Origin of the sequence: Mogibacterium pumilum (assembly GCF_002243385.1) — a bacterium.
Taxonomy (GTDB): Bacteria; Bacillota; Clostridia; order Peptostreptococcales; family Anaerovoracaceae; genus Mogibacterium; species Mogibacterium pumilum.
Genome location: NZ_CP016199.1, coordinates 1,791,832 through 1,814,310 on the forward strand (window position 1 = coordinate 1,791,832; position 22,479 = coordinate 1,814,310).

Annotated in this window: 17 protein-coding genes and 1 other RNA gene; 5 read left to right on the plus strand and 13 right to left on the minus strand. The window is 42.0% G+C overall.

The genetic code is table 11. The features are described 5' to 3' along the window. Nucleotides 1-37 precede the first annotated feature (37 nt). Nucleotides 38-1,225 carry an oxygen-binding di-iron domain-containing protein gene (locus AXF17_RS08570; protein ID WP_094234651.1) on the minus strand — a complete coding sequence of 396 codons (1,188 nt, stop codon included), beginning with the start codon at nucleotides 1,223-1,225 and terminating at the stop codon, nucleotides 38-40. A gap of 208 nt (nucleotides 1,226-1,433) precedes the next feature. Here AXF17_RS08570 and AXF17_RS08575 point away from each other — a divergent pair, with 208 nt between their 5' ends. Continuing rightward, on the plus strand, nucleotides 1,434-2,111 hold the full coding sequence (locus AXF17_RS08575) for a hypothetical protein (protein WP_094234652.1): 678 nt from the start codon (nucleotides 1,434-1,436) through the stop codon (nucleotides 2,109-2,111). Between the two features lie 350 nt (nucleotides 2,112-2,461). On the opposite strand, the gene ssrA is transcribed toward AXF17_RS08575, so the two are convergent. From ssrA to AXF17_RS08595, 4 genes are all read right to left on the minus strand, one after another. Beyond that, nucleotides 2,462-2,813: a transfer-messenger RNA gene (ssrA, locus tag AXF17_RS08580) on the minus strand. A gap of 177 nt (nucleotides 2,814-2,990) precedes the next feature. Continuing rightward, a complete protein-coding gene (smpB, locus tag AXF17_RS08585; RefSeq protein ID WP_094234653.1) occupies nucleotides 2,991-3,458 on the minus strand; it encodes an SsrA-binding protein SmpB in 468 nt (155 codons plus the stop codon). A 26-nt stretch (nucleotides 3,459-3,484) separates the two neighbouring features. Then, complete coding sequence (gene lepB, locus AXF17_RS08590; RefSeq protein ID WP_094234654.1) at nucleotides 3,485-4,009, minus strand: signal peptidase I; 525 nt, start codon at nucleotides 4,007-4,009, stop codon at nucleotides 3,485-3,487. Beyond that, nucleotides 4,002-5,012 carry an RluA family pseudouridine synthase gene (locus tag AXF17_RS08595; RefSeq protein ID WP_094234655.1) on the minus strand — a complete coding sequence of 337 codons (1,011 nt, stop codon included), beginning with the start codon at nucleotides 5,010-5,012 and terminating at the stop codon, nucleotides 4,002-4,004. Before AXF17_RS08595 ends, lepB begins: the two co-directional genes overlap by 8 nt. 161 nt (nucleotides 5,013-5,173) lie before the next feature. Between AXF17_RS08595 and AXF17_RS08600 the strand changes: the two genes are divergently transcribed. Both AXF17_RS08600 and AXF17_RS08605 read left to right on the plus strand, forming a co-directional pair. Next, nucleotides 5,174-5,593, plus strand: a complete 420-nt coding sequence (locus AXF17_RS08600) for a hypothetical protein (RefSeq protein WP_094234656.1) — start codon at nucleotides 5,174-5,176, stop codon at nucleotides 5,591-5,593. An 18-nt stretch (nucleotides 5,594-5,611) separates the two neighbouring features. Further along, nucleotides 5,612-7,057, plus strand: a complete 1,446-nt coding sequence (locus AXF17_RS08605) for a nicotinate phosphoribosyltransferase (protein ID WP_094234657.1) — start codon at nucleotides 5,612-5,614, stop codon at nucleotides 7,055-7,057. Between the two features lie 226 nt (nucleotides 7,058-7,283). Here the strand turns inward: AXF17_RS08605 and AXF17_RS08610 are convergent, their stop codons facing one another. The 5 genes from AXF17_RS08610 to AXF17_RS09825 are packed head-to-tail and all read right to left on the minus strand — an operon-like array spanning nucleotide 7,284 to nucleotide 13,418. Next, entirely contained in the window at nucleotides 7,284-9,002 is a 1,719-nt protein-coding gene (locus tag AXF17_RS08610; protein ID WP_094234658.1) for an ABC transporter ATP-binding protein, read from the minus strand. Then, nucleotides 9,002-10,744: an ABC transporter ATP-binding protein gene (locus AXF17_RS08615; protein ID WP_094234659.1), complete on the minus strand. Its 1,743-nt coding sequence runs from the start codon at nucleotides 10,742-10,744 to the stop codon at nucleotides 9,002-9,004. The genes AXF17_RS08610 and AXF17_RS08615 overlap by 1 nt, the downstream gene beginning before the upstream one ends. 1 nt (nucleotide 10,745) lies before the next feature. Beyond that, nucleotides 10,746-11,336 (minus strand): MptD family putative ECF transporter S component, encoded by a 591-nt coding sequence (locus AXF17_RS08620; protein ID WP_094234660.1) that lies wholly within the window; start codon nucleotides 11,334-11,336, stop codon nucleotides 10,746-10,748. Continuing rightward, nucleotides 11,326-12,738 (minus strand): ABC transporter ATP-binding protein, encoded by a 1,413-nt coding sequence (locus AXF17_RS08625; protein WP_094234661.1) that lies wholly within the window; start codon nucleotides 12,736-12,738, stop codon nucleotides 11,326-11,328. The genes AXF17_RS08620 and AXF17_RS08625 overlap by 11 nt, the downstream gene beginning before the upstream one ends. Further along, on the minus strand, nucleotides 12,735-13,418 hold the full coding sequence (locus AXF17_RS09825) for an energy-coupling factor transporter transmembrane component T family protein (protein ID WP_094234662.1): 684 nt from the start codon (nucleotides 13,416-13,418) through the stop codon (nucleotides 12,735-12,737). The genes AXF17_RS08625 and AXF17_RS09825 overlap by 4 nt, the downstream gene beginning before the upstream one ends. Nucleotides 13,419-13,717: 299 nt before the next feature. Here AXF17_RS09825 and brnQ point away from each other — a divergent pair, with 299 nt between their 5' ends. Continuing rightward, entirely contained in the window at nucleotides 13,718-15,076 is a 1,359-nt protein-coding gene (gene brnQ, locus AXF17_RS08635) for a branched-chain amino acid transport system II carrier protein (protein WP_094234663.1), read from the plus strand. Between the two features lie 106 nt (nucleotides 15,077-15,182). Here brnQ and AXF17_RS08640 read toward each other — a convergent pair whose 3' ends face one another. After that, nucleotides 15,183-16,184 carry a helix-turn-helix domain-containing protein gene (locus tag AXF17_RS08640; RefSeq protein WP_094234664.1) on the minus strand — a complete coding sequence of 334 codons (1,002 nt, stop codon included), beginning with the start codon at nucleotides 16,182-16,184 and terminating at the stop codon, nucleotides 15,183-15,185. Nucleotides 16,185-16,664: 480 nt separating this feature from the next. Continuing rightward, complete coding sequence (locus AXF17_RS08645) at nucleotides 16,665-18,062, minus strand: alanine/glycine:cation symporter family protein (RefSeq protein ID WP_094234665.1); 1,398 nt, start codon at nucleotides 18,060-18,062, stop codon at nucleotides 16,665-16,667. Nucleotides 18,063-18,442: 380 nt separating this feature from the next. Here AXF17_RS08645 and AXF17_RS08650 point away from each other — a divergent pair, with 380 nt between their 5' ends. Beyond that, nucleotides 18,443-19,480 carry an SPFH domain-containing protein gene (locus tag AXF17_RS08650; protein ID WP_094234666.1) on the plus strand — a complete coding sequence of 346 codons (1,038 nt, stop codon included), beginning with the start codon at nucleotides 18,443-18,445 and terminating at the stop codon, nucleotides 19,478-19,480. A 129-nt stretch (nucleotides 19,481-19,609) separates the two neighbouring features. Here AXF17_RS08650 and uvrA read toward each other — a convergent pair whose 3' ends face one another. Then, entirely contained in the window at nucleotides 19,610-22,462 is a 2,853-nt protein-coding gene (gene uvrA, locus AXF17_RS08655) for an excinuclease ABC subunit UvrA (RefSeq protein WP_094234667.1), read from the minus strand. Between the last annotated feature and the right edge of the window lie 17 nt (nucleotides 22,463-22,479).

Sequence of the window (22,479 nt, forward strand, 5' to 3'; positions counted from 1 at the left end):
AAAACTGCATTAACTAGTATAAAATTTTTAGGCAAAACTATTTAACAAGCTCCGAAACCATGGCCGGAATCTTTGCGAAGTCCTCTTCATCCGGATTCCAGCAGGAACGAACATTTCCTTCCAAAACCTCAAACCCAGCCTCAGCGAGTTTAGCCTGCAGAATCTTAACCGACTCACCGCTCCAGCCGTAGCAACCGAATGCAGCAGCCTTCTTATTCTTGAACTTAAGCGTCTTGAGGAACGATAGCCATCCCGCAACGCTTGTCAAAACATCATTCACGCAGGTCGGAGAACCAACGACAATAGCCTTAGATTTGAATACCTCGGTCATGATTTCGTTCTTATCCGCCTTTGCGATGTTATAAACCTTTACAATAGTATCCGACGACTGTTTGTGAATTTCATCAGCGATTGCGTGTGCCAGCTTAGTCGTGCCCTCCCACATAGTGTCATAGGCAACAGTAATTTGATTCTCCTGATATGCATCTGCCCAAGCTGCGTATTTCTCAACTATCTGACCAGGATTGTCACGCCATACCACACCGTGCGACGGAGCGATTATATCAATCGGCAAGTTCAGCTTAGCGATTTCCTCAAGCTTCTTGGTTACGAACGGAGCGAAAGGATTAAGGATATTTGCAAAATACTTCATCGCTTCCTTATCAAGCAGTGCCTGATCCGCAAGGTCATTGAACATCTCCTCAACTGCGAAATGCTGACCGAATGCATCCATCGAGAACAGGATGTTTTCACCAGTCATATATGTCGCCATCGAATCTGGCCAGTGAAGCATCTTCATCTCCACGAATACAAGCTGTTTACCGTTTCCAATATCGAGACTGTCACCAGTCTTTACCACATTAAAGTTCCATCCCTGCTGTCCGTACTGACCCTCAAGGCTCTTTACACATGCCGCAGTGCAGTATAGCGGTGTGTCTGGAATCTCCTTTAGTAGCGCTGGCAGCGAACCTGAGTGATCCTGCTCGCCGTGATTAACGACAATCGCATCAATCTTATCTAGCACTCCTTCAGCCCTCAAATTCTCTATAAACTCATCTCTGTGTGGAAGCCATACGGTATCTACCAGAATCGTTTTCTCTTCCTCAATCAAAAATGCATTTTGGCTAGACCCATTCAAAACAGAATACTCGTCACCATGGAACATCTCGAGTTCCCAGTCCATGTATCCGACCCAACTTACGTTACCCTTTACAAGCTTTCTCATGGTAGACTCCTTATAATCATACTGCATATGGTTTTAACCATTTATTTGAGTAATATTATATCATTTTAGCGCGAATTTCTCCGCTTTATGTTTTGTTTTTTCAGGCATTTTATATATATTAATTCTGTCTCACTAAAACTCCCCCCATTTTTTATGATATTATAGCAATAATAAGCATTCGCACCAATTATCAACCAGAGGTGTCACTATGTCATCAAAAACTAATAGCCGTTATCACAAGCTACTCATCTTTATCGGATTATTTATTGGTATCTTACTTCTTATGTTTGCCTTCTTGCAGATTGCATATAGACCAACAGCAGATAAGGATCGCGTGACAAATGAGACCGATATCAAAGTTATGGTGAGAACGGCTGACGAGTCTAGGTCAGCTATCATTAAGACCTATGAATTGGATAAATTTTCGAAGCTATCAAAATCAAGAAAGCTGAATATCCTTAGCTCAACTTGCGGTAAAGTTGAGGGAGATGTTCCTTATGTATCTCTCAAGAACAAAGATGATTCTTATATCAAGATTAGTTTTCAGGATAAGAAATTTAAGAAGAAATCACCTGATATTGACAGCATTACGCTCTATACAGCTGCCGGGATGCCTGTAAATCCAAAAAAGAGACAAGATATCGGAGTTCTCTACGATTACGACCATAAGACTGAAGAACTGAGCATGTATCTGTCAGAATTTATCCCAGCAGATAAGCTAGTGTTCAGCGACTCATATAGTAACAGTGCAGATGATACTTCCAGCAAAAGCAGTGATGATTCAGATAGTGAGGAAGATGACATCTGGTTCTGCATATTTGAGATTAAGTACTCTATCGGAAGTAAAAAATATGTGACATATACAGCGTCTTCGGTTGGGGAATAGACAGTAAAAAGCGCCATTTGGCGCTTTTTCTCTCATCTATAGTAGTATTATTTACTTGCCAATATTTATGCGTTTATTCAATGCTTTTATCGTGCTCTCTGTTCGTTTGTTCAGTTTTTTATTATACTACTCAACCATAATTCAAATTCCTACTTTTTCATCATTAATATCAAACATGGTAATATCCTTTTCGCCATATCAAGCTAATAAAAATAGCCGCACTCCAAATTGAATACAGCATGTAGCTCCTGAACCATTGATATTATACAAGCAGTAAGAATCCGAATATAAATCTCGTTATTGCTTGAATAAAAAGAGCTCCGGCCAAATATGACCAGAGCCGATTTTTTTGGTGGAGGCGGTGGGATTTGAACCCACGTCCAAGAGCATTTCCGAAGGACTTTCTCCGAGCGCAGCTGATACTTTAGAATTCGCTCATGTGGCGTCAAGTCAGCAGACTACACAATCACTATCCCGTTATTCCCTTACGCTACCGGGAGCTCACGCAAGGTTTTCCTGCATAATCGACGCCAAATCCGTTATCTGCAGGTGAATACCGGTTGACGCGCGGTGCTGAACTAAGCAGCTAGTGCGAAATTGTTATTCTGTTTAGCGTTTGAATTTAACCGCCGCTTTTTACGTGGCTCGGCTCCACGGCTCGCTTATCCTTGTTCCACACTCCTGTCGAAACCTGACGCCCCCCTAGCTTATGTAGATTTCAGCAGGGTGTTTGTTTTTAGGTTAGAATCGGCAACATCTCGATGGTCGGTCAGAAGACAGCTAGCTAGCAATATTTCGCTATCTAATCAGCCCCTAGCTACTCATCATTTGCTAATCGGTCAGCATCCCTTCTACACCCTTCATCTAACCATAATCTTACTACTTGCGCAGACTATCCTTGATAGCCCTATCCATCTTGCGATTAGCCTCCTTCTTGGCAATAGTCTCACGCTTATCGTAATTCTTCTTGCCTCGGCAGAGACCAATCTCAACTTTGCAGTAACCTGCTTCATTTATATATACATTGAGAGGAATAAGGCTCAGACCGTCAGTCTTAATCTGTCCTGCCAGCTTGAAAATCTCGCGCTTATGCATCAGCAGCTTGCGTTCACGAAGCGGCGATGCGTTGAAACGGTTGCCCTGCTCATACGGTGAGATGTGCATGCCCAGAATGGTAATTTCGCCGTTATAAATGTGCGCATAGCTCTCTTTGATGCTAACGCGGCCAGCACGAACAGACTTAATCTCGGTCCCAGTGAGTGCGATTCCCGCCTCGTAGGTCTCCTCGACAAAGTAATCATGTCTTGCCTTTTTATTATTAGCTACTACCTTCCTGCTTCTTGCCATGCCTTCCTCTTCAAAGTATTTATTTATTATAGCCTAGTTATCTTATTGAACGGGAACAGCCTAATAACTGCTTTACCCTTAATCGCATCCTTCTTGACACAGCCAACTTCGCTGTATCTACTATCGATGCTGACAACTCGGTTGTCTCCCATCACGAAATACTCCCCCTCCGGCACTTTGAGCTTATTGACAGAACCCGGTGTATATCCGTCCTTGATGTAGCTCTCTTCGTATACTTTGCCGTTGAGATACACCTTGCCATCATCGATCGTTACCTCATCACCAGGGAGACCAATCACACGCTTAATCAGAAGCTTGTCCTTGCCATTCTCATCCTGGAGCTCAGACTTGAAGATGATGATATCACCACGCTTCGGCTCCTTATCGCCTGAGTAAGCACGCCTTGACATAATAATATAGTCATTAGGGTTCAGCGTATCCTGCATCGACGTCTGCTTAACGATTGTCGGTCTGACGAACGTTAGAACGACTGCCGCAAGCACGGCCGCAACAAGGATATCCTTGATTAAACTCTTTGCAAAATCACTCATTGTTAGCGTTCCTCCTTCTAGCGGCTAGCTCTAGTCCGTTTATTATTCTTTCAAATTCCTCTGGTAAATCCACATTTATCGACTGCCCCGTAAGTCTCTCAAGTGTGCCTACCCCTTCCTTGAAGGTTATCCGACAGCTGTGTAGAAGCTGAGTGCTGAGTCCGAACCTCTGCTTCAGTCTGCGATTGACATCCGTAGCCCTGCCTCTGGCATACTTGACGTCTCCTATTACAGGATGCCCAACGGATGCCATGTGAGCTCTAATCTGGTGAGTCCTTCCCGTCACGAGTCTGATCTCAACCAGCGTGAAATCACCAATCTTGCGTACAGGTCTTGCGATAGTCTCAATCTCACGGCCCCTCGAGTCCGTGATATCTAGAATCTTAACAGTATTTGTATTCTGATCCTTAACCAGCCTACCTCTGAGATCGATTTCCCCGTCGAGATGTCCATACACGATGGTCATGTAATACCTATCCACCTTGTCCTCGCGAATCATCTCCCCGAGAGCCTTCAGCGAAGCACTATTCTTACCAAACAGCACAGCACCAGTCGTATTGCGGTCGAGGCGATTTACAGGAGCTGGTGTAAATACCTTCTCCCTCGGATTGTACGCACCCGTCTCTATAAGGTAATCCTTGACCTGGTTAGCCAGATGGTTTTTCTTCTCGTTGCTGTCACCGTGAGTCAGTAGTCCGAACGGCTTGTCAGCGATTAGAATGTCATCATCCTCGTACACGATCTTGAAATTACGGCGCACTTTAGGTCTCTTGTCATTCCTTGCTGGAGCGCTCCACTCTTCAATCAGACCATCGCTGATATATAGCGTAAGAACATCTCCTTCAGCGAGCATATAATTGTTGCCCTCGCGTTTCCCATTGATCTTAACATCCTTGCGAATTATCTTGTAAATGGTACTAAGCGTCGCTTTGGGAAGGTATCTGCGCATGAATTTGTCGAGGCGTCTACCTGCATCGTTGGAATTTATCTCAATTTGCTTCATTTAAATCTGCTTTCTGTTTTAAATCGTGCTGTATATTGTACCATGCAATCGGCTTATTAACAAGGTATCCGAGTGCTTCTATTGTTTGCAATCATTCGCAAAAGAATGTATAATTCTCTGTAAAGTTGCGTCTGGTGGCGCAGCATGAAGGAGAATTTAGAATGAAGAATTTCAAGGATTTATTTCATAACACCAATGACATTGTAATCGCAATTATAATCGTCATGATGGCAGCAGGTGTTATAGTGTGGCGTTTCAACGTAATTATGAAATACCCACAGGTTCTTGCAAGTCAATCGAACCGCAAGCAATCTGAGGAAACTCTTAACGCGGCCTCTACACTCAAGCACGGTAGCGCATTTAAGAATGGTGTCCTCAAGAAGAGCGTAAGTGTTACCATCAATGGTGGCGGCGAGGCAGATGTATCTGAACTCATTGATAAGAATCTTTTCACAGATTATAAGCAGTTCGCAGCCGATGTAAAGGCACAGGGACACGATGTATCAGATATAGATGCGGGCACTTATTCGTTTAAGAAGGGTGCATCTGTTGAGTCTGTAATTTCAGACTTGGTAGGCTAGGAGTACAGGAGACAATCAATGCTTGATAATTACAACTTAACGATGCTGACGGATTTCTACGAAATCACCATGGCTAACGGCTATTTCCATTCGGACGTGCGCGACTATGAAGCGTGTTTTGACATGTTCTTCCGCAGAGTTCCTGACCACGGTGGATACGCGATTATGGCGGGACTCGAGCAGGTAATTGAGTATCTCAAGAAGCTGCATTTTACAGAGGAAGATATAGAGTATTTGCGTTCAAAAGAAATTTTTAGCGAAGAATTTCTAGACTACTTGCGAGACTTCAAATTCACCTGTGATGTATGGGCTGTTCCCGAGGGTACTCCGATATTCCCTCACGAACCGATTATCACGGTAACTGGTCCGCTGATTCAGGCGCAGTTCATTGAGACGTTTATACTTCTCACTGTTAACCATCAGAGTCTCATCGCGACTAAGGCGAGCAGAGTTGTTAGAGCGGCTCAGGGAAGACCTGTTATGGAGTTTGGTTCCAGAAGAGCACAGGGTGCATCTGGAGCTATCTACGGAGCTAGAGCAGCTTACATCGGCGGATGCGCTGGAACTGCTTGCGCAATCGCAGATAGAGACTACGGGGTTTCGGCTCTCGGAACTATGGCGCACAGCTGGGTGCAGACATTTGACAGCGAATACGAGGCATTCAAGGAGTACACTAGAATATATCCTGACAATGCCGTTCTACTCATAGACACTTATAACGTTCTAAAGTCAGGACTTCCGAATGCTATCAAGGTATTCAAAGAGATGAAGCCTGCCAAGATGGGCGTTAGAATCGATAGCGGAGATATCTCGTATCTAACGAAGAAGACGAGAGAAATCCTAGATGCAAATGGTCTTGAGGACTGCGATATCGTAGTTTCCAACTCTCTTGACGAATGGTTAATCAGGGATATCATTCTCGAGGGTGCGAAAATTAACTCATTTGGAGTTGGTGAACGACTTATCACAGCTAAGTCAGAACCTGTATTTGGCGGAGTTTATAAGCTCTCTGCTATCGAGAACAAGGGTGTGATGGTTCCGAAGATGAAAATATCAGAGAACGTCGAGAAGATTACCAATCCAGGCTTCAAGAAGGTATACAGATTCTTTGACAAGGATACCGGTAAGGTTATGGGCGACCTCATCGCACTCCACGAGGAAGAAGCTCCAACTAGAGACGGTGTTGAGATATTCGATCCAAATGCTATCTGGAAGCGCAAGAGGCTGACTAACTTCACTGTTAAGGAATTGATGGTAAAGATATTCGACAAAGGCGAGTGCGTATACGAGTCGCCTGATCTCGAGGATATCCGTGCATATTGCCTAGAGCAGATTGAAACGCTCTGGAGCGAGATGCTGAGATTTGAAAATCCTCAGACGTACTACGTTGACTTGTCCAACAAGCTGTGGACAATGAAGCATGAGCTGCTTAGCAAGTATAATGATTTGCCTAACGAAAGATAAGCCCTCCAGAGATATTGGGATACAAAAGTGACTGTCACGCAATTTAGGTTGCAGTACAGTCACTTTTTACAATTTATTGCATATTCGGCTCACACCTAGTTAAATTTATACTCATCTGTCAATAAATTACTACCTATCACAAAATTATGAAGTTTCAAGCATCCACCTATATTATTTGCTACATTATGGATATTGGGCACAGACGTAATAGCTGAGCCGTAAGAATCTAATACAGATAATCCTCGGTTAGATGCGATTTCCTCACCATTTCACCATATAGTTTCGAATTTTTCAATAGCGTGTCATGATTGCCGGAATCGACAATTTTTCCATCATCCATAACTATAATCTTATCTGCCTTTTCGATTGACTTCATTCTATGAGATACGATAATTACAGTTTTACTTTTTATCAACTTATTTATGCTACTTTGAATTTCCATCTCATTATCTACATCAAGAGAAGCGGATATTTCGTCAAGAAGTATTATAGGTGCATCCTTTAGGAACGCTCTCGCTATCGAGATGCGCTGTCTCTCTCCACCCGACAGCTTTGAACCGTTTTCACCTATTATAGTTGCATATCCGTCAGGCAGCTTTGCAGCTATCTCATCTACATTGGCAAGTTTTGCAGCTGCAAGCACTTCTTCGTCAGTTGCATCCTTGCGACCAAGTCTGATGTTTTCCATTACACTGGTATTGAAGAGTTCAACATTTTGGAACACAATCGATATTTTGCTAAATAACGAAGCTGTGCTAATCGACTTTATATCTTCCCCACCAACCGTGATTTCACCCTTGTCATAATCATATAGACGAGAAAGCAATCTCAACACAGTAGTCTTACCGCAGCCGGAAGGTCCTACTATCGCAGTAACGGCATCTTGTTCAGCTATAAAACTTGTCCCGTTTATGACCTTATTGTCTCCATATTGAAATTCAACATTTTTAAAGCAAATATCATAATTTCTTATCTCTTTATCTTCACCTGCCTGTGTTTTTTCATCCATCAGATCCCTGATTCGCCCAAAGCTGTCTTCAAAGAAAAACATAGTCATAATGAATTCGGATAGTGCTGCATACTGATGAGAAATCGTCGTTACTGCCATAAGATAGCCTACATAGTATAAAAGACTGATACTGCCTTTAGCATATAGTGACGCACCTATAACTGCCACCAGAACAGGACCCAAAAGAGGTACAACCCTTATGATTGCATTGTTAATTGCCATTGTAAATTCTGCAGAAATATGAATTTTTTCTGAGCTTTCAAGCTTTGATGCTATATCCGCTCTAACCTCATCCTGTAACGAATAACTCTTAATTTCCTGCTGCATTTCAAATGCATTTTGAAATGCATTTGAATTTTCGAGAAGACTCTTGTAATATACCTTAATCTTTTTTGTCTGAAGATTTTTGGTAATAAACAAAAAGGCAAATCCAAGCCATATTGGCATGACAACCGCAAGCCCAAGAATCAAATTACCGATACACATCATTACAGTTATAATAACAAAAAAGACTGCAAACCCTATACTTTCCGGCACAGCGTGAGATATAGCCATCTCGATATTATTTACATCCATCATTATGGTCTGCGATAGGTCTGAGAGATTGTGCGTAGAGAAATATGACAGCGGTAGCTCTTTAATCTTCTTTGCAAGCTCTATTCTGAGGTTTACACTTTCCTCATACGTAACGTCATATGTGAGCTTGTATTCTCTGGCCGTAAGTAAATACATTACAATTGCCACCGCGGTCAAAATTCCCATATAAAAATATAAAGACTTTAACCTGCCTGATATCAAATCGTTAAGAAACATGAAGACAACACCCGGCGGCAATATGAATGATACATACTTGAAAAATGACGATCTAGCTGCCCTCATCATATTATCTATGCCTTTATCAGTAAGGGAAAAATATCTTTGCAATTTATGTTTCATTACGATATCCTCCATTCGTTTGCCTGATTATATAAATTCTGCAACCTCTTATAATTGCTGTCTCTGGACATAAGCTCTTCATGAGAACCTCGTTCAGACACTTTGCCGTCTTCAACAACTAGTATTTCATCAACATTTCTGATGCTGGAAAGCCTATGCGCTATCATAATCACAGTCTTCCCTTCCATAAGCTTGGAAAAAGCTTGCTGCATTTCATATTCATTCTCCGGGTCGCTGGCAGCACTTGCTTCATCCAGTATAATGATTGGTGCATCCTTAAGAATAGCTCTTGCAATTGCAATCCTTTGTGTCTCACCACCTGACAGATGAACTCCTTCAGCTCCGATAATTGTGTTTTCCCGATTTTCAAATTTATCGAGTATGCTTCCGCACATTGCATAATCAAGTGCGAGCATAACTTCTTCGTAGGTGCAATCCGGTTTTCCCATTCTGACATTCTCATAGATGCTGGTTTTGAACAATCGGGCGTTCTGAAATACAAATGCAATCTCATGTTCAAGTATTTCACTCGTATACTTGATAATATCCACACCACCGATCTTAAGCACACCACTTGATACCGGGTAAAACCCTGATACGAGTTTAGCGATAGTTGATTTACCGCTACCTGACGAGCCTACCAAAGCATATTTCTTACCGCCGACAAGCTTCAAACTAAAATTCTTTAGAACATCTACTCCCTCTTCGTACCTAAATGTCACATCCTCAAATTCAATATCATGCCCTGCCATTACCGGAGTTTCACCATGATTTAGCTTATTCTTATCCATTTCTTCAAAAAGGTTTTCAAGCTTATCAATCGCATCCTTTGCTAATTCGAAATTCTTACTGAAAAACATCACCTTCATAAATGCGTTCATCAGAAGCCCGGAAAAAGATGCAAAGAAGACGACAAGACTTACCACTTCACCAATGTTAGATGTATCAGTAAGCATACGAAAAGCAACAGGAATGATTAATGCAGGTAAGCACAGCATACATATTTGAAATATGACATATGGTCTTTTACACATCTGGCACTGTCGGTTTACTACATCAGAATATTTGATAATTGATTTATAAAGTCGTTCGAACGATTCAACAACCATATCAAATATCTTGATTACCTGTATTCCTCTCACATATTCAACCGCCTCGGAGTTGATATCCTCCAAGGATCCCATGTAGTCCTTCATCATATCTCGGTCAGAGTACATGAATTTGAAGCATATACACGCAGCAATTATCGCCAATATTATCAAGATTCCCACATACTTGCTCACCATGAATGACAAGATAATCAAGCATATTGGAAACAGTACTGCATTTACAGAGTCCGGCAACATATGAGCTACAATTGTATGCGTGTTTGCAGAATTATCATCTATGATTTTTCTTGTGCGCCCCGACGGATTCATATCGAAGAATGAAAAAGATGCATCAAGTAATGAGTTTAGACCCTTCTTCTTCATATTTGTTTCAATCCTGAAAGCAAATAGATGACTGCATATGAGTGCTCCCAGATACACGACTATATATATAATCGTAGTTGTAAATATGAGATAAGATAGCTTGCTGATCTGTATTTTATTTGCATCCCTCGTTATCTCATCCAGCATCTTCCACAGAAAATAGTAAGGAACAAATGACAATATAGTTGCTGCTCCGGAAAGCAACATAGCTATAATCATGCAGGTTCTGCGTTCCTCAGCGTATCCGAATAACTTCCTAAAAACATCCACCTTACACCTCCTTAAAATGCTTCCTAAGTATAAAGTAGCCTAAGTAAACACCTATGATTGCTAAAATGAATACCATCACTGTGGAAATTGCACCCCACAAACCTGCAGAATATTTAATGTGCATATCCATTTCAGCACTGCTCTGTCCTTTTTCAATCCAATATTGCTTAAAGCGACTAACAAAGAATGTTGCCGGAATAATTGCACCCCAAGCCTGACCAACGTGCATAACACCTGATGCCAGCGATACCTTTTTTACACTGACATCCTTACCATCTCGTGAGGCGATAAGGTCAGCAATAATAGCCATACCGATAGATGTTATATACCACGGAATATATCCGGCTCCAATGAGTGTAAAGCACGCCATAATTAAAACTGTCATAATGGTGTACTGCCACATTTTGCCGAGCTTTCTGGACATGAAATAGATTAAGGTTCCGGAAAAAATCGAGCATATACCAGGGCTTATAGCGTGTCCAAACGCACCCAGCGGTGTGATTACGAGCATTGCCAACATATAAATAATGAAATACACGGCAGTCAGTAGTGCAATAAGAATAAAATCTTTAGTCTTTAATTTATTGTTCATAAAAAACCTCCATCTTCTCAAAAGCTTTATTTAACCGTTCTATGTTCTCCTCGTCCAAATAGAATGATTCTTGTACACATCCATCTGTCAGATACATCACCTTATCTGCAACATTTCTTATAAATTCGTAGTCATGCGAAATGATTATTATCGCGTGATTCTGCTTCATCGATTCCAATAACCTAATTACGTTATACATCGAATTCTTATCCAACCCACTGGTAGGCTCGTCCAGAACAATCACTCTATTGTCACTTACCTTGCTTATAGCCATCTGCAGTCTTTGCTTCTGTCCACCGCTGAGACTGTGAGGATGAGCATCTCTATGATCGTACAAACTCAATTCCTCCAAGGCATTCAGATTAATTTCCTTATCCATGTTACTAATCTCAAGCTCCTTGAGACACGATGCTCCGAACAGTTGATAATCTGCATCTTGCATTATATATAGTGCTTGTCCATCAACTTCTATATTGCCACTATCCGGTTTCACAACTCTCGAGATAAGTCTGGCCAACGTTGTCTTGCCTGCACCATTTACACCGATGATGGTCGAAATTTCGCCGCGTCTAAACTCCGCATCAACATTTGTAAGAATTCTTTTATAGGAAACCTTCTCAAGCATTACATCGATTGAATTCGACCTTGCAATAATTCGTTCTCCATAATCTTCTTCAAACAAGTCCACAGCTCTTGCTGCGTAACCACCATTGAAATACGCCTCTTCACTATCATATTCAGTTACTGTATTATCATTAAGAAGCAGAACGGTATCAATCAGTCCTCGTAAATAAAAGCATCGATGATCCGCAACCACAACGGTTATCCCCTCTCGTTTAAGTTCTGCGAGCTGCCTTCTCAAACGCATGGCATTACCGTAGTCAAGATTTGCAGATGGTTCATCAAATATGACAATGCGCGGATCCATAATCAGAGCGGATATTAGAGCCAACATCTGTCGTTCCCCTGAAGAAAGTTCAAATATATTACGGTTTAGCAAGTATCTAATGTTATATTTGTCTGTGATATCTCCGAGTCTTTTTTCCATCTCTTCTTTAGTTATCCCAAAGTTTTCCATCGCAAATACAAGCTCAGCTGTGGTATCAGTAGTGAAAAACTGACTGCGTGGATTCTGAAAAACATTACCGATAATACGACTTCTCTCCACCATGTTAAGATCTGACTTACCATCAATAAGCAATTCTCCGCTTACCTTTCCCTCAATAACTTCCGGAATCAGACCGTTAATTATATTTAGCAAAGTAGATTTACCTGAACCGCTTAATCCAGAGATAAAAACTATATTTCCTTCCGTAAGTTTGAAGTTGACATCCCGAAGTACAGGCATTTTTTCTCCTTCATATATAAACGAAAGATCTTTAGCTTCTATAACACTGCTCATACAAAACCTCCCACGATCACGATTAAGCCAATTGTTCCGAAAATAAACAGGATATAGTCGACTTTGTGAAAGTTGTCGGCAAAATAGCTAGTTCTCTTCTGATCTGAAGCTATTCCTTTGGTAAGTCCGGCTGCAGTAAGTTCCGAGCTCAAGCTTACACACCTAAAAAGCTGTGGCACAAGCAAGTATTCGAAAGTACGAAGAGGATTTAGCACTGAGAATCTTACTCCTCTTATGTGCATAGCCTGTTTGATTATTAGGAATTCTCTCCTGAAAGTAGGTATATAACGAATTGTTACTGTCAAGCCAATAATGAATATTTTGGGCAGATGCAGCCTCTGTAGTGCTGACAATATCTCAGATGAGTTATAATCAGTAACAATTAATATCGCTATGAGTATGCAAGGCAGGAAACACATCGTCATTTTAAGCATCGCTCCAAAAACGCTACTATGCAGATATAGGACATTAATCATATAAATCAGTACAGCAACACCTAACCACAGTACAGATTTAAAAGCAGTCTTATATTTGCCCGCAATAAATAACGCTATATATCCAAGACATAAGCCCAGAATAATACTTTTATCTGAAGGAAATATCATAGTAACAATCGGGATAACCGCATTGATTATGATAAGCGTCAGCGGGTTTATTCTTTTTCGCCTACGCTTTTTCATTTTTCCACATCCATTTGTTCTGTTAACAATAATTCAGACATACTCTCTCCATGTGCAGTTGCAACAAATCATCGACCTCTCATATCGGTTAGACGTAACTAACTTACATATCAGTATAAGCCTGTTCCAACATAAAAGCAATATTTCTTGCATTTCATTTTAGTCGACGTAATTTTAATATTAAGGTTGTATCATTTTTGTACTATTTTTTAAAATTTAAAAAATATGTTGTGATTTTTAATAAAATATGCTATGCTCTTTATTAAATTTATACAAATTATTTGAAAAGGGGACAAAAAATGGATAAGAAATTCACTATGAAGGAATACGTAGTTCTAGCCTCCCTCCTCTTCGGACTATTCTTCGGAGCAGGTAATCTGATTTTCCCAGCACTTATGGGACAGATGGCAGGCAGTCACACAGCAGCGGCAACTTTCGGCTTTATCATTACAGGAGTGGGATTACCACTGCTCGGTATTATTGCGATTTCCTTATCACGTAGTGAAGGTCTCTATGACCTAGGATGCAAGGTGTCGAGACCGTACAGCTTGTTCTTTACGTGTCTACTATACCTTACTATAGGACCTTTCTTCGCACTTCCTAGAACCGCTACTGTACCTTACTCTGTCGGAGTAGTTCCAGCAGTTGGCAAGGACTCTCCAGTAGTGCTCGGAGTTTTCTCCCTATGCTTCTTCGCAGTAGTTCTATTCTTTGCGCTAAGACCGTCAAACATCCTTACTAACGTTGGTAAGGTTCTCAACCCACTATTCCTTGCATTCCTTGCAGTTCTAGTCGTTATGTGCTTCGTTAAGCCAATGGGTTCCGTTTCAAGTGCTGCTCCAACAGGTGAGTACGTAGCTCACCCATTCTTCAGAGGCTTCCTCGAGGGATATAACACAATGGATGCCCTTGCATCACTTGCATTTGGAATCATCATCATCAACGCAGTTAGAAACCTGGGTGTTAAAGAGCCTAAGAACATCGCTAAGTCCACAGCACTTGCTGGTGTAGGATGCGCACTGCTTATGGCTATTATCTACCTAGCTCTAGTAGTTGCAGGTGCTCAGTCAAGAGGAATCTTCGAAGTACAGCCAGATGGTGGAACACTTCTCAACAAGCTAGCTAGCCACTACTTTGGCGGCGTAGGCGGAGTATTCCTAGCGCTAATGATCACTCTAGCTTGTCTCAAGACAGCTATCGGACTTGTAACTGCATGCGCAGAGACATTTGGCGAGATGTTCCCTAACAAGCTTTCATACAAGGCTTGGGCGGTAGTATTCACAGTTATCTCGTTCACATTTGCAAACTTCGGACTAGTTAAGATTATCGCTTACTCAATACCAGTACTGATGTTCTTATATCCGCTAACTATTGTTATCATACTAGTCAGCCTCATCGGTGGACTGTTCAACTACCACACAACAGTTTACAGATGGTCAATCGGATTCACTATGGTGCCTGCTTTATTTGACGGTCTAAAGAGTCTTCCTCCAGAGACTATCTCTGCACTACACCTGGAAGGATTCATCAAGTCAATTGGAGGTTTCCTACCACTATCCGATATCGGAATGGACTGGGTTGTACCAGCAGTAGTTGGATTCGTAGTAGGACTTGTGCTATATGCAGTGAAGTCCAATAAGACTCAAGCAGCAGCTTAACTAATTCAGATAAACTTAACAGCAAAACAAAGCTCCCTTTGAGGTTTTCCTTCAAAGGGAGTTTTTATATCTTAGTAACTTAATTAATTGTTTCCGTGCCAGATACTTACTTATCGTACTTTCTATTTAGATGTATCTCATATAGCTTGTATATAGCTCCGTAGATTACTCCTGCAACTGGCCATATAATCCATGTCTTGTTCCAATAACCTAGTAAAAACCCCGGTATCAGATATATGATTGTTACAGTAATCCAGTAAAGACCAGCAATTGGCTCCATCTTCTGCTCAACACGCTTGTGCTCCGGAGTGTAATCTCCTTCTTGAAAAAGCTTGCTATAACCTCCACTTATTATTCCCACTTTAACAAACATATATACAGCAACTGCAACCATTATCAGCATAATCGGTGCCGATACTTTCGCTAGACCAAAAGTGTATTTATCCCCATTATCAAAGAGGATACCTGGCAGTGTGCCGACGATACAAAGGAACACTCCTCCTGCTATTCGCTGTCCCATAACCTGCTTAAACGGTTCATATTTGCGCTTCACTGCCGCCTCAACACCGTATCCTAGCTTTATCTGTTCTTTTGATAGATATTCATATTTAGATATGGCAAAACCCGATATCACGCATAAAGCAACCCCTATTCCAACCATTAGGAACAACATAGTAATTGATAGTCTCTCAAGTATATCACCATCATTTGCCCTTCCAACCGCTTCAGCGAGCAGATTAGCTACTGGAGATAGAATAAATAGTGCCACAGCACAAGCTATCTTGGTCGCATGCTTTTCTGTAGCATCCATATACTCATTTACTTCTTCGAGCGATACAATCTTAATCGAACTGTCATTATCCACTCCTATATCTGCAGTGCTAACGACTTTTGTGCTTTCTGGCAATTCCATCTCATCTTTAAGTAGATAGTCTACCGAAACCTCGAAAACTTCGCTCAGCTTGATTATCTTCTGTATATCTGGCATCGCTGCTGCCGACTCCCATTTCGATACAGACTGTCTCGATACACCAATTAAATCTGCCAGTTCCTCCTGGCTCCAACCATACTGTTTGCGTAGGCTCATTATCTTCTCTGCAATTATCATAATACCCTTGTATGATTAATTAGAAGCTAAATCATACTCTCCTTTCCAATTTTACTGTTTGTGTCATAATACATTCAGATACTGTGGACTTTTTATTTTACCCTGTAGCCTTGACTACTTAATAGGAGTGTATTGCCATCTCATTGCTGGTCTCCTATTGCGTATTGCGCTTCATATTATATAGTTGATATGAAGCTTTTAAATTTCCAAATCCATTAGAACTTCTTTTGAATTTCTTTCTCGTTTTTAATTTTCGCTTTATAGAGCAGCTGCATTCTATGATTTTATTTTATGGTAGCGACACCCCTTTCACCACCAACTAGACTTGGAAATTTGTCAACTCACGGTTGCAATCAGTAGTTGCACTTATGTATTATACAATAAAAATGCGTATTTTGAGAGATTTGGTTGTTACGACAAAGACTCCCGCCCTTGCGGACGAGAGTCTCAATCGTGATGTTTATTTAAAGTAAATAAATTCTATTTTTCGGACTTTTCTTTATCGAAATAATCCTTTGTTAGTCTGATAACTGTACTTGATAGCAATAGAACAGCAATCAAGTTAGGTATTACCATGAGTCCGTTAAATGTATCTGCGATGCTCCAAATGATTCCAAGATCCACGGTAGCTCCTAGAATAGCCACAAACGAATACACGATGATGAACGGTTTTATCGCAACCTTACCGAATAGGAATTCGATACATCTTGAGCCGTATAGCCCCCAGCCTAGGATAGTCGAGAAGGCGAAGCAGCAAAGTGCCACAGCCAGCATTACCGAAACCCAGCTTCCAAAGGTAGATGTGAAACCCGAGATTGTGAGTTCTGCACCTGCAGTCTCGCCGAATTTAATCTTAACACCACTACAGAGGATTACGAGAGCTGTAATCGTGCAGATTACAATCGTATCTGCGAAAACTTCGAAAATTCCCCATAGCCCCTGTTGAACCGGGTGACTTACGTCAGCTGATGAGTGGGCAATTGAACCAGTACCTAGACCTGCTTCGTTAGAGAAGATACCTCTCGATACACCCCTTCTCATAGCGATGAACATCGAACCTACAACACCGCCTGTTATAGCTCTTGGTGCAAATGCACCTTCAAAGATGTCTCTGAATACTCCAGGAACATTCTTGTAGTTCAAGATAACTACGAGAAGTCCAAAGATTATGTAGTATAGAGCCATGAACGGAACCAGCTTTTCCGTTACGCTTCCAATACGTTTAATCCCTCCGATAAGGATTACTAGCACGAGTAACGTAATCACTATTCCGATACCGAGATTTACACCCGATGGCAGACCATTTTTGAATACGCCTGTAGATACGAGAGCCGAATCGATAGCCGTAGTAATAGTATTTACCTGCGTAGCATTTCCTGTACCGAATACAGTGAGTATTCCGAATATAGAATACACTGCTGCGAGCCAGCCCCATTTTTTGCTAAGACCATTTTTGATATAGTACATAGGACCGCCTACCCAGTCTCCGTGGTCGTTTCGTTCTCTGAAGTGTACCGCTAGTGTAACCTCAGCAAACTTCGTACACATACCGAGTAACGCAGAAACCCACATCCAGAACACAGCTCCAGGTCCACCTAAAGCGATAGCACCGGCGACACCCGCGATATTTCCGGTTCCAACGGTTCCCGCAAGCGCGGTACATACAGATTGGAACGAAGTAAGCGCTCCGTCTCCCGCTTCCTTTTTATCAAACATCGCACCGAAGGTGTGCTTCAGTGTATATCCGAATTTTCTAAACTGAAGAAAGCGCGAGTTAAGTGTCAGCCAAATTCCGACTCCCATAATGCAAATCATCGAAGGTACACCCCATATGAAAGCATTTAGCCTGTCGTTATAAAAAACAATCATTTTAAGCATATATGACTCCTTGTAATAATGTGAAATCCATGTTTTAATTCTAAAATATTATTGGCGTTCCTGCAATACTATTTAGTAAAGTTAATAAATTATTTTTTGTTTTGTTGTGAAATTGAACAATTTAATGGACTGTATCAGTATTTTTTATTAATATTTATCTCTATGATAACTTTTATAGATTAAATTTTGGTTACCTTCTACTATGTATTAGATTAACAATTCGCTAGTTTATTCGATTTTTGCACATTATAAATTTTCATATAGGAATAATTGTAATATTGATTTTATTTACACCTTAAACTCATTGACTTTTACATATATGGCTCCTATTATGAGAATAGCAAGTGAAACCAGTTATATTTCTGGTAAGGAGGTTAATTATGTTTTATACAATTCCTTTATTACTAATATTCCTAATATTGCTGTTCTCCTGTATTAAGATCGTCCCACAGGAGCATGCATATGTAATCGAAAGACTCGGAAAGTATCTCTGCACATGGCACGCAGGACTTCACTTCAAAGTTCCAATTATAGATAATGTAATCAACAGAATCTCACTTAAGGAGCAAGTTCTTGACTTCCCTCCTCAGCCAGTAATCACTAAAGATAACGTATCTGTACGTGTAGACTCAGTTGTATTTGCAAAAGTATTTGACCCTAAACTATACACATACGGTGTAGAAAACCCAATCGCCGGTCTCCAGAACCTATCTGCAACTTCGCTCAGAAGTATCATAGGGGGAATGGAACTTGATACTACACTGTCCTCTAGAGAGCAAATCAATGAGGATATGGAGGTAATTCTTGATAAGGCAACAGATGCTTGGGGATTAAAGGTTAATCGCGTAGAGCTCAAGAATATCATTCCACCAGAAGAAATCGAAGAAGTAATGACCAAGCAGATGAGAGCGGAGCGTGAGAGACGTCAGACTGTACTCGAGGCACAGGCTCACAAGGAATCTGTAGTATCTCGTGCAGAGGGAGATAAGGAAGCTAAAGTTCTCGCTGCAGAAGCTGAAAAGGAAGCTCGAATCGCTCTAGCTGTCGGTGAGGCTGAATCTATCAGGCTCGTATACGAAGCTCAGGCACAAGGTCTTGAAAAGCTTAAGGAAGCTAACATCAACGAAGGAGTTCTCAAGCTGAAGGGACTAGAAGCTCTAAGAGATATCGCAGATGGCCGCGCAACTAAGATATTTATGCCTACAGATTTGGCGAGCATCGTATCGAATCTTGGCGTTGCTTCTGAAGCGTTAGGAATTGGCGACTATACCGAGATTGATAAGTTACCTGTTCCGGACAAAGGAAGCTACAATGACAGCTGCTTGAAGGATACATCTTCTAAAGTAACAAAAGAAGTTGCCGGAACTAACGCAAGCATCGAGATTGACCTAGAGAATAGAAGAGAAGACATAATCTAATCAGGCAATCTATCTCGACGCACCACATTGAGTTTAGACGATTATTGCTGGTGCGTAGCACTACTTAATAGACTGCTAAAGGACGGAGATTTCTCTCCGCCCTTTTTTCTATTTCTTGTCCTATAGTCACTATTTAAGCATCTTCCGTAGATACTGTCCCGTAAATGACTTCTCACACTTAGCAACCTCTTCAGGTGTTCCTGTAGCCACAATGGTTCCACCGCCGCTGCCACCCTCTGGTCCCAGGTCGATAATATGATCGGCACACTTGATTACATCAAGGTTGTGCTCGATTACAACCACTGTGTTACCCTCATCAGCAAGTCGACTTAGCACATACATGAGCTTCTCGACATCTGCAAAATGAAGTCCTGTTGTCGGCTCATCTAATATGTATAGAGTCTTGCCGGTGCTCTTCTTGGATAACTCTGTCGCGAGCTTGATTCTCTGTGCCTCACCACCAGATAACTGTGTAGAAGGCTGTCCGAGTTTAATGTATCCGAGGCCTACATCATCTAGCGTGCGTAAATATTTCTCTATAGCCTTGTGATTCTCAAAGAAAGGTAGTGCCTCAGTAACGCTCATCTCGAGAACTTCCGAAATATTCTTGCCCTTGTATTTAACCTCTAGAGTTTCGTGATTATATCTCGCACCACCGCACACTTCACACGGTACATACACATCTGGCAGGAAGTGCATTTCTACCTTGGTTATACCGTCTCCGCGACATGCCTCACATCTTCCGCCCTTTACATTGAAGCTGAAGCGTCCCTTCTGATATCCACGCATCTTCGCTTCAGGCATCTGTGCAAATAGATCTCTAATCGGATCGAACATTCCCGTATATGTTGCAGGGTTAGATCTAGGAGTACGTCCGATTGGCGACTGGTCGATATCGATAACCTTGTCGAAGTTTTCTATACCGCGAATCTCCTTGTGTTCGCCAGGTTTTTCTTGCACTTTGTTCGTGATGCTTGCAACGCCCTTGTAAAGGATTTCATTTATAAGCGATGACTTTCCTGATCCCGACACACCGGTTACACAGACGAGCTTTCCGACTGGAATCTTGACATTTATATCTCGGAGGTTATTCTGCTTAGCGCCGATAATCTCAAGATAAGCGCCAGTTCCAGCTCTTCTGGTCTTAGGAACTTCAATCTTGCGTTCACCGGACAGGAACTGTCCAGTTATAGAATCCTTGCAGGCCTTGATATCGTCGATAGTTCCCTGAGCCACCAGCTCGCCACCGTAAATTCCGGCTCCAGGCCCGATATCCACGATATGGTCAGCAGCATTCATAGTGTCCTCATCGTGCTCAACGATAACGAGCGTGTTGCCCATATCAGTCAGGTTCCTGAGTGCACCAAGCAGCTTGTCGTTGTCTCGCTGGTGGAGCCCAATGGAAGGCTCGTCCAGGATGTATAGCACACCGACGAGCCCCGATCCTATCTGCGTAGCCAACCTGATACGCTGTGATTCTCCACCTGAGAGCGTACCTGCGGCACGCGACAGAGTCAGATATCCGAGGCCAACCTGCTTGAGAAATCTGAGTCTATCCTTGATTTCCTTAGTGATAAGCCTCGATATCTGCTGCTCCCTCGGAGTCAGCTCCAGTTTCTCAAAGAATAGAATCGCCTGTTCAACCGAAATATCAGTAAGCTCGATGATATTCTTGTCACCAACTGTAACAGCCAGCACGGTGTCTTTCAGCTTTTTGCCATGGCAATTCGGGCATAGTGCCTTCGTCATCATACCAGCGATTTTTTCTTTTATATAGTCTGAATTAGTCTCTCCGTATCTGCGCTCGAGACTAGGAATTACACCCTCGAAAGTATGATTCATATGGGATATACGTCCAGACTTGCTGGTATATGTGTACTTGAGCTTGCGATTACCAGTTCCATGCAGCAGTTCATTTCTAAAGTCTATCGGCAGCTCCTTGTATGGGACACTGAGGTCAGTCTTATGGTCTACTGCTAGCTGGTTCAGCATCTGTCTGTAGAATCCCATCGCATCCATCGTCGAGAACACCTGACCCATCGCACCATCGAGGATGCTCTTATCCGGCTCAGTCACGACGTTTTCATCTTCAATCTTTAGGGTAAAGCCAAGTCCAGTGCAAGTTTCGCAAGAGCCGTATGGAGCATTGAATGAAAACATTCTCGGCTCCATCTCATCGATTCCCACGCCGTGCTCTGGGCAGGCAAGCTGGGTGCTGAAAGTCTCCTCCACGTCCTTCGTAGTTCCATCTTCACTCTTGTACTGAAACAGCACATTGGTTGCGCCTTCACCTTCTCTAACAGCGAGCTCTATCGCCTCAGCGATACGGCTTCTATTTTCAGGTCTTAATACAATTCTATCGATAACTATATCGATGGTGTGTTTAACATTCTTATTGAGATCAAATTCCTCCTGCTCATCCACCCTAACCATCTCGCCATCGAGTCTGATTCTGATAAATCCGTCGCGTTTGATACGAGAAATTACGTTTTTGTGCTCTCCCTTACGTCCCTTGATAATCGGTGCCATGATGGTTAATCGCGTGCCTTCATCGTTAGCCATGATATGATCAACAATAGTGTCTACAGACTGGCTGGAAATCTCCCTGCCGCAAACAGGACAGTGCGGGATACCGACTCTTGCATACAAGAGTCTCAGGTAGTCATATATCTCTGTAACAGTTCCGACAGTCGACCTCGGGTTCTTGTTAGTGGTCTTCTGGTCTATCGAGATCGCCGGCGAAAGTCCCTCTATGAGCTGTACATCAGGTTTTTTCATAAGACCCAGGAACTGTCTCGCATACGAAGAAAGCGACTCAACGTACTTCTTCTGTCCCTCCGCATATATCGTGTCGAATGCAAGCGAAGATTTGCCAGAGCCCGAAAGCCCGGTAAAAACAATCATCTTGTCACGAGGAATCGTAAGATCCACGCTCTTAAGATTATTCTCCTTTGCACCTTTAATTACTATGTTCTTCTCCATAGAAATACCCTTTCAAA